The sequence below is a fragment of the Chlorobium sp. genome, from assembly GCF_049593655.1.
GTDB lineage: Bacteria > Bacteroidota > Chlorobiia > Chlorobiales > Chlorobiaceae > Chlorobium.
Genome location: NZ_JBAWHG010000002.1, coordinates 25,600 through 32,495, shown reverse-complemented (window position 1 = coordinate 32,495; position 6,896 = coordinate 25,600). Strand labels below are relative to the sequence as shown.

Sequence of the window (6,896 nt, the reverse complement as noted above, 5' to 3'; positions counted from 1 at the left end):
GCAGTGATTTTTCTCCCTTTGCCCGATCTTCGGGGAAGGTTATAAATTTTTCTTAAATTGAGTCACTATACGCATCTCATATTTCAAACAGGATTTAACAATCATGGGGTTCTTATCTAAAGTATTCGGTAAAAAAGAGGTCGAGCTGAAACGTCCGAAAGTACAGGAGGACGTCAATCTCATCAAGACCATGGAAGGCCACCAGGACAGGGTGCTCGGTGTGAAATTCAGCGCCGACGGCAGCCGGCTGGTCAGTGGCGGGTTCGATGAACTGGTTATGCTCTGGGATGTGTCCAGCGGCAGGCCCCTGCATACCATGAAAGGTCACGAAACATGGGTGGAGTGTGTCGATTACAGCCGTGACGGCAGAAGGCTGGCCAGCGGCAGCACCGACAGCACCGTGAGAATATGGGACCCCGAGAGCGGAGCGTGTGTCCATGTATGCAAAGGGCACGACACGGCCGTGCGCATGGTCGCTTTCAGCCCCGACAGCAGGGTGCTTGCCAGCTGCTCGAGGGATACCACCATCCGCCTCTGGGATGTGGAAACCGGAAAGGAAACCGGGCAGCTTCTCGGACATAAATCATATATCGAATGTCTCGCATGGAGCCACGACGGCAAAAAGATTGCAAGCTGCGGTGAAGAGCCGGTCATTAAAATCTGGGATGTCGAATCCGGAAAAAACATCGCCAACTACCAGACCGGCGACACGCTCTCGCATGCCGTTGCGTTCAGTCCCGACGACAGCCTCATCGCCTTCTGCGGACGCGATGCGAAGGTGAAAATTCTCGATGCGTCGACGGGCCAGACCCTGAAGGTGCTCGCCGGCCACGAAGACGGTGTCCGCAGCGTCTGCTTCAATCCCGACGGTTCGGCACTCGCCAGCGCGGCAAACGACGAGTCGGTCAGGCTCTGGGATGTAAAAAGCGGAGCGCTTCTGCACACCTACAGGGGTCACACCCACGAAGTGCAGTCGGTCGATATTTCACCCGACGGACGGATTATCGCCAGCGGCAGCGACGACTTCAAGATCAAGCTCTGGGGTATCAAATAACGTTCGGGCTTACCGCTTTTTGCCGATTTACGAACGATGCCGGAGGAAGCCCTCCGGCATTTTTTTTATGCGCAGGAATCTCCGTCAGGCGTTTTTTCTCTCAGAGGAACTTCCCGATCATGTCGCCCAACCCCTTCATTCCTCCGAGGTTTTCTGCAAGGCCGTCGAGCAGCGATCCTTCGGGGCTGGCCTTGTCAACCATTTCGGGCAGCGCATCGGCGATGGCGGTTTTCGCGCTCTCCTCCGAAAGCCCGAGCTGTCCGGCGAACTCCTTCAGCTTCTCCTGACCGACAATACCCGCTAACGCATCGGGCGAAACCGGTTTGTTGGCTCCTTTTCCGAGCCAAGACGAAGCGATATCGCCGAGACCTCCAGCCTGCATGCCGGAGAGCAGGGCTCCGAAATCGGGCTTTCCGCCTTTGCCCCCCAGAAGCGATCCCAGGGCCGCCGTGATTTTGTCAAGCGGTATGCCTGTCGTATTTTTGTCGCTGTTGCCCTGAATGGCCGATGCTCCAAGCTGAATCAGTGCTGCGATATCCATGTCGTGTTCTCCCGGTTTCATTATGCCGCCGTCCTGGCTGATCACTTGCCGCGCCAGCGTGTTTCTGCGGCTCTTGCATGCAAGTTTGCATGTTTTTATTGTATAAACAAGACAAATTGTGTCATTGAGAGCCTTATTGCAACAGGCCTATCTGACGATGATGGGAGCCGAAAAACTGTATCCCGCTCCATGGGAGGTTTTTACGGGTATGGAGATCTCGCTGTTTCCCTTTTTACGTCGCATGCGATGGACCAGTGCGTCGAGTGAGCGGTTGCCTGACGCGGTGTTTTCGTAATCGAGGGTTTGCAGAAGCTCCTCGCGTTCAACCACTTTCCTGGGGCAGGAGGCCAGCTTTTCAATAAAATCGAATTCCTTTGCCGTCAGAATTATTTTTTCACCTTCCGGCGTCAAGAGAGCCCACTCCTTCCTTGAAAGTACCCAGGGCTTTATTTCCGGGTCAGATGCGTATTCGCTCTTTTCCTCTTCCTGCTCGCCTGGGTGCGGGTTGTTGAGACGTCCCAGGATACTGGTGATCGATGCGAGCAATTCAGGGAAATCGACCGGTTTTGTCAGATAGAGATCCGCCCCGGCTTCATAAGCGACGATCTTGCTTTTCTGGGATGTTTGCGCAGTCAGCATGATAATGCGCATGTCCGTGTTTTTGCGGACGTATTCGGCAAGCACAAGGCCATCCTGATCCGGAAGCGCTATATCGAGAATCGCCAGAAGAAAACGATCCTGGGAGATTTTCTGATAGAATTCCAGGGCTGAAGCAGCCCCTGTGACATCAAACCCCGCAAGTACGAGATACTCCATGATGCTTTCACGGAAATCCCGATCGTCCTCAACAATGATGATTTGCCTGTCAGACATTGCAGCAGAATAAAATGTTGTTGTAACAAGCCTTCAATATAGCGCTTTACAAGGCCATATCGCCAGGGCGGTCAATAGTTTCCTGCTCGTCGCTGTCTCGCATGTTCACGCCGGTATCATCGGTAACAGGCAGTCGCACGGTTACCTCGACCCCCGAGGGGAATCCTTTGAGCGTCACGTTTCCGTTATGCTGTTCGATAATCTTCTTGACAAGCCAAAGCCCGAGGCCGGCTCCGCTGGTGTTCATGGAATTTCTTCCTCGCTGGTACTTGTTGAAAAGCGTTTCGCTTTCCTCTTTCGAGATCGTTGTTCCCCGGTTGCGTATCGTGATGACTACCTCGGCAGCCTTCTTCCGGCAATCCACCGTGACGGGAGTGCCGGGGGCGGAATATTTCCGGGCATTATCGACCAGATTGTATATAGCCAGCTTGAGCTGCGATGGTTCACCGAATACCTTGCTGTCTTCAAGGCGTTCGGTGAAACGGATGTCCACATCCGGCCACATGTTCTTGAACGATGCTATCTGTGAGTAGATGAGCGGGGCTACCGTGATATGGTTTTTTTCCTGTGTCTCCTGGGTTTCGGTCATGCGACTCTCCTGCATGGAAACCTCCATGACCTCGACAAGGCGGTCGATGGCTCGGTGTATCTTGTTGATTTCCGTTTTGATCAGCCGGTTGCCGCTCTGGTTTTTCACCTCGATGAGGTCGAGATTTCCCCGTATGATTGCCAGCGGTGTGCGGTATTCGTGAGAAACCATGCTGATGAACCGTTCCAGTCGTTCGATTTCGAGCTGCAACTGTTCGGTACGTTCGGTGACTGCCTCTTCGAGCTGGTTGATGTTTTTCTGCTGCAGTTCCTGCAGGGTGATGTCCGTCATCATGACGAGCAGGATCGAACGGTCCTTCAGATTGATGAATTCCGCCGAATAAAGGACGTTGAGCTGTTCTCCGTTTTTTTTCCGCAGTTGCACGGGGCGGTTGAAAAGCCGGCCATGGTTTTTGAGTATCGAGACGATCTGTTTCCACTCATCCAGCTTCACATACAGGGAGTGGTCGGTGACAGGACGTTCAATGGCATCCTGCCAGGTGAACCCGAAAAGATGCAGCCATGAAGAATTGACGTTGATCAAACGGCCACCCTGAAGATCCCAGATGCCAATGGCCACAGGTGCATGGTCGAAAATGCTCCGGAATTTCAATTCACTTTCGGCAAGGGCGAGATCCGTATTTTTTCGTTCCGTGATGTCGATCACGGTGCCGATATAGCAGGACACCTCTCCGTTCTTCTCACGCAGGGGCATGCCCCTGCACATGAGCCAGTGAATGGCCCCATCCTTGTGGCTCACCCGGTATTCGACGTTGATTTCCGTTTCACTGCTTGCTGCATGCATGACGGTCTGGAACGTCATGTCCCGGTCTTCCGGGTGAACGTTGGTTTCACAGAGCTTGTGTGAAGACTTAATGCTGTCAGGCTCCATCCCGTAAAGACTCCAGACCCGGTCCGACCAGAACACCTGATCGGACTTGACATTCCATTCCCAAATACCGGCGTTTGTAGCTTCCAGAGCCTGATTGAGACGTGTTTTGCTCTGGCTGAGAGCGATTTCAATCTGTTTGCTTTCGGTTACATCGATAATTGTTCCGATGTAACGGTTTATTTTGTTGTTTTTTTCATATACGGGTTTGGCTCGTGACATCAGCCAGTGTATCGAGCCGTCAGGGTGCATGACTCGGTATTGGATGTTGATTTCGTTGCAGTGCTTGGCGGCCTCGGTGACGCTGTTGGTGGCCATCTCACGATCTTCGGGATGGATGGTGTTCGCCCAGAGCCGGAAGGAGGGCTTGTCATCGCTTTTTGCCAGGCCGTAGAGCGCCCAGATCTCCTCAGACCAGATATTTTCGTTGGTTTGCAGGTTCCACTCCCAGACGCCGGCGTGGGCGGCTTCGAGCGCCTGGTTGAGCAGACTTTTGCTTTCAAGGAGTTCGAGTTCTATCTGCTTGCGCTCCGTTATGTCGATGATGGTGCCGATATAACGGATTACTTTGCCCTCATCATTGTGCAGGGGCATGCCGCGTGAAGTAAGCCAGTGGATGGATCCGTCGGTGTAGCAGACCCGGTATTCGACAGACGCCGGGTTCTGGTTTTTTACAGCCTCCTTTATGGTCCATGATGCCATCTCCCGGTCTTCAGGATGGATGGTATCCAAACAGAGCTGATGGTTCAACGGCACACTTTCCACCTGCAAACCGTACAATCCCCATACCTGTTCCGACCAGCTCAGGCGGTCTGTTTCGATGTCCCATTCCCAGATTCCCGAGTGTGCGGCATCGAGGGCATAGCTGAAGCGCATCTTGCTCTCGACAAGATCCTCTTCAAGCTGTTTTTGCCTGCTGATATCAACGCCGACAGCAACGACACACGGTTCGCCGTCAATGATCACTCTTCTTCCTCTGGTAGCCAGCCATAACGGCACGGGTCTTCCCGGCGGGCATATTTTCACTTCGCTGCTGTCCTCGGCGCCGGAGTGCAGAATGTTCAGGAACTTCTTTTTAACCGGAAAAATCTGATCGGCGCAGATGGTCTCTATCGGATCGACGCGCTCTGTGATGTTGCCGGTTTTGCCGAAGATGATGTCGTGGGCATACTGGTTCCACACCATCAGCTTTCCATCGGCGTTCAGAATGATGGCGCAGCCCGGCATGGCTTCAAGCAGGGCGGTTTTCAGCGCCCGTTCTTTTTCCAGCTCATCCTCAACCTGTTTTTGCCTGGAAGTATTTTCGAGGCTGATCAATAATTTCGTGACGGCTTTTTCTTCTGACCTGAAGGGATTGATGGTTACTCTGAAAGAGTCCCTTTCATCTTCAAACATCAGACGTTCTCCGGTATGGAAAACCTCGTTTGCTTTTTGCATGAAATGAACCGCAAGTTCCGGAAAAGGGACCACATCAGAGAGCAGGTCGGAGATGTTTTCGCCGATGCACTCTTGCGGACTTCTGTCGAATTGAGCGGCAAACAGGGTGTTTGCGTTGAGGACCACTCCTTCTGCATCAATGATGAAAAAAGCATCGGGAAGGGATTCCAGCAATGCGCCGATCCCGGTATCGTTGTTGCCGGATGGAATGTTTTTCTTGTGCATTGCCCTGGATTACTGTCGTTTGCGGTTCAGGATGCAGCCGCCGTCGTTACCGCCGCTCCTGATGCCTTTCCGAGAAAACCGGAAACTTTTCATGGAAAGGTTTTGATATTAGTAAGATTTTGTAAGAAAAAGCTACGATTTTTTCATAAAAATCTGTAACAGGAAACCGGGGCTTCAATGCAGGATATCCGGAATCCGCAGGCGGGGCGTCACGAAGGCGCCATGGTTTGACTTGACGGAGGGGCTCTTGCATGGATAGACTTATGCCTGCATGTATTTCATGCCGATCAGGCCGGCGGCGATAAACTGGTTGACGAGGAACAGGATGTTGTTGACCACCTGAAAGCGCAGGAAGGCGTTGTGCTCGTGTATTTCGCTTTTGCCGATCGTGTGCCCGAATCCGTCGTCTACGGCGATCTGCATGAAGTAAAGGCCTTTGTGGGGGTCACGGTAGAGTTGCACCTGAATGACGATATCGACAAAGAGCGTTACCAGCAGAAAATACATCAGCAGATGAAAACCCCAGCTCCATGCGAGCCATGCGAATACGGCAAACACCAGATCGACGATGGTAAAGGCGACGAGGAATGTGTTTTTAGGACCGATCATCACGGCCAGCGATTTCATCCCCCCTTTCGCATCGCCTTCCTGGGATTTGAAATCATTCATGATGATGAGTGCTGTGGCCATAAAGAAGTTGAGCCCCGCCATCCACAGCGCCTCGGGACGCAGTTCGCTGAAGAACGCGTTGGCCGAGATCCAGGTTATGACTCCATAGGAGATGCCGACCGCGGGCGCCGACAGAAAAATATTCTTTTTCAGCTTGAGCGGGGGAGCCGAGTAAATATAGCCGAGCCCCAGGCCGGTGGAGAGAGAAAGGCAGATGATCAGGCCCCGCTGGCCGCCAACGTGCAGGCTGATCCACGACCCGAGCAGCACTGCGACGGCAAGAACGATGCTCCAGTTCCAGAGAGCCTCCTGTTTGGTCAGCCGTCCGGAAGGAATCGGCCTTGTGGGCTCGTTGATCCGATCGAGTTCGAGATCGTAATAATCGTTTACCGACTGGCTGAAACCCGTGCCGAGAGGGCCGTAGATCAGAAACAGCAAAAAGAGGAGCAGGTAATCGTGTGCATTCGACTGCATGGCTCCCGACGCCATGGCGCCTCCTGCCAGGCAGGGGAAAACGCTGATCCAGGTGACGGGATCGAGAATTTCGATATGGGCCTTGATTTTGCCGATAAACCCGGCCGGTTTGACCGGTATTGCCTTTGCTGTGGTTGCCATGACTG

5 protein-coding genes are annotated in these 6,896 nt (G+C 53.1%); 1 reads left to right on the top strand and 4 read right to left on the bottom strand.

The genetic code is table 11. The features are described from left to right. The first annotated feature begins 103 nt into the window (after window positions 1-103). The gene (locus WBP50_RS00280; RefSeq protein ID WP_423931060.1) at window positions 104-1,054 is read left to right on the top strand and encodes a WD40 repeat domain-containing protein; all 951 of its coding nucleotides are present in this window, start codon (window positions 104-106) and stop codon (window positions 1,052-1,054) included. Window positions 1,055-1,154: 100 nt separating this feature from the next. On the opposite strand, the gene WBP50_RS00275 is transcribed toward WBP50_RS00280, so the two are convergent. The 4 genes from WBP50_RS00275 to WBP50_RS00260 all read right to left on the bottom strand — a co-directional run bounded on the left by WBP50_RS00275 (window position 1,155) and on the right by WBP50_RS00260 (window position 6,891). Then, window positions 1,155-1,595, bottom strand: coding sequence for a YidB family protein (locus WBP50_RS00275; protein ID WP_423931059.1), 441 nt, complete (start codon window positions 1,593-1,595; stop codon window positions 1,155-1,157). Window positions 1,596-1,742: 147 nt separating this feature from the next. Next, window positions 1,743-2,468, bottom strand: coding sequence for a response regulator transcription factor (locus tag WBP50_RS00270; protein ID WP_423931058.1), 726 nt, complete (start codon window positions 2,466-2,468; stop codon window positions 1,743-1,745). A gap of 46 nt (window positions 2,469-2,514) precedes the next feature. Next, window positions 2,515-5,607, bottom strand: a complete 3,093-nt coding sequence (locus WBP50_RS00265; RefSeq protein ID WP_423931057.1) for a PAS domain-containing sensor histidine kinase — start codon at window positions 5,605-5,607, stop codon at window positions 2,515-2,517. A gap of 261 nt (window positions 5,608-5,868) precedes the next feature. Then, the gene (locus tag WBP50_RS00260; RefSeq protein WP_423931056.1) at window positions 5,869-6,891 is read right to left on the bottom strand and encodes a UbiA family prenyltransferase; all 1,023 of its coding nucleotides are present in this window, start codon (window positions 6,889-6,891) and stop codon (window positions 5,869-5,871) included. Window positions 6,892-6,896 lie beyond the last annotated feature (5 nt).

Coding starts and splice junctions, on each gene's coding strand:
- WBP50_RS00265 (WP_423931057.1), bottom strand. CDS start 5,607: ATGCACAAGAAAAACATTCCATCCGGCAACAACGATACCGGGATCGGC.
- WBP50_RS00275 (WP_423931059.1), bottom strand. CDS start 1,595: ATGGATATCGCAGCACTGATTCAGCTTGGAGCATCGGCCATTCAGGGC.
- WBP50_RS00260 (WP_423931056.1), bottom strand. CDS start 6,891: ATGGCAACCACAGCAAAGGCAATACCGGTCAAACCGGCCGGGTTTATC.
- WBP50_RS00280 (WP_423931060.1), top strand. CDS start 104: ATGGGGTTCTTATCTAAAGTATTCGGTAAAAAAGAGGTCGAGCTGAAA.
- WBP50_RS00270 (WP_423931058.1), bottom strand. CDS start 2,468: ATGTCTGACAGGCAAATCATCATTGTTGAGGACGATCGGGATTTCCGT.